This window comes from Dyella sp. ASV21, assembly GCF_016428975.1.
Classification (GTDB): Bacteria; Pseudomonadota; Gammaproteobacteria; order Xanthomonadales; family Rhodanobacteraceae; genus Dyella.
The window spans coordinates 1-668 of record NZ_JAELTT010000162.1; the positions used below are offsets into that span (position 1 = coordinate 1).

General features: G+C 62.9%; 1 protein-coding gene. It reads left to right on the forward strand.

The window, feature by feature from the left end; genetic code table 11:
- The coding region (locus JHD67_RS21400; RefSeq protein ID WP_199101160.1) for a GTP-binding protein at window positions 1–668 on the forward strand (668 nt) is incomplete at its 3' end.

Here is a 668-nt window from a genome sequence, read left to right on the forward strand (position 1 = left end):
ATGGCAAAGGGTAAATTCGAACGCACCAAGCCGCACGTCAACGTCGGCACGATTGGTCACGTGGACCACGGCAAGACGACGCTGACGGCTGCGCTGACCAAGGTGGGCGCAGAGCGCTTCGGTGGCGAGTTCAAGGCGTATGACGCGATCGACGCGGCGCCGGAAGAAAAGGCGCGTGGTATCACGATTTCGACGGCTCACGTCGAATACGAATCGCCGACCCGCCACTACGCTCACGTGGACTGCCCGGGCCACGCCGACTACGTGAAGAACATGATCACGGGTGCGGCGCAGATGGACGGCGCGATTCTGGTGTGCTCGGCCGCTGACGGCCCGATGCCGCAGACCCGCGAACACATTCTGCTGTCGCGCCAGGTGGGCGTGCCGTACATCGTCGTGTTCCTGAACAAGGCCGACATGGTGGACGACGCCGAGCTGCTCGAGCTGGTGGAAATGGAAGTGCGCGAGCTGCTGAGCAAGTACGACTTCCCGGGCGACGACACCCCGATCATCAAGGGTTCGGCACTGAAGGCGCTGGAAGGCGACCAGTCGGAAATCGGCGTGCCGGCGATCATCAAGCTGGTGGACGCGCTGGATACGTACATTCCGGAGCCGGTGCGTGCGATCGACAAGCCGTTCCTGATGCCGGTGGAAGACGTGTTCTCGAT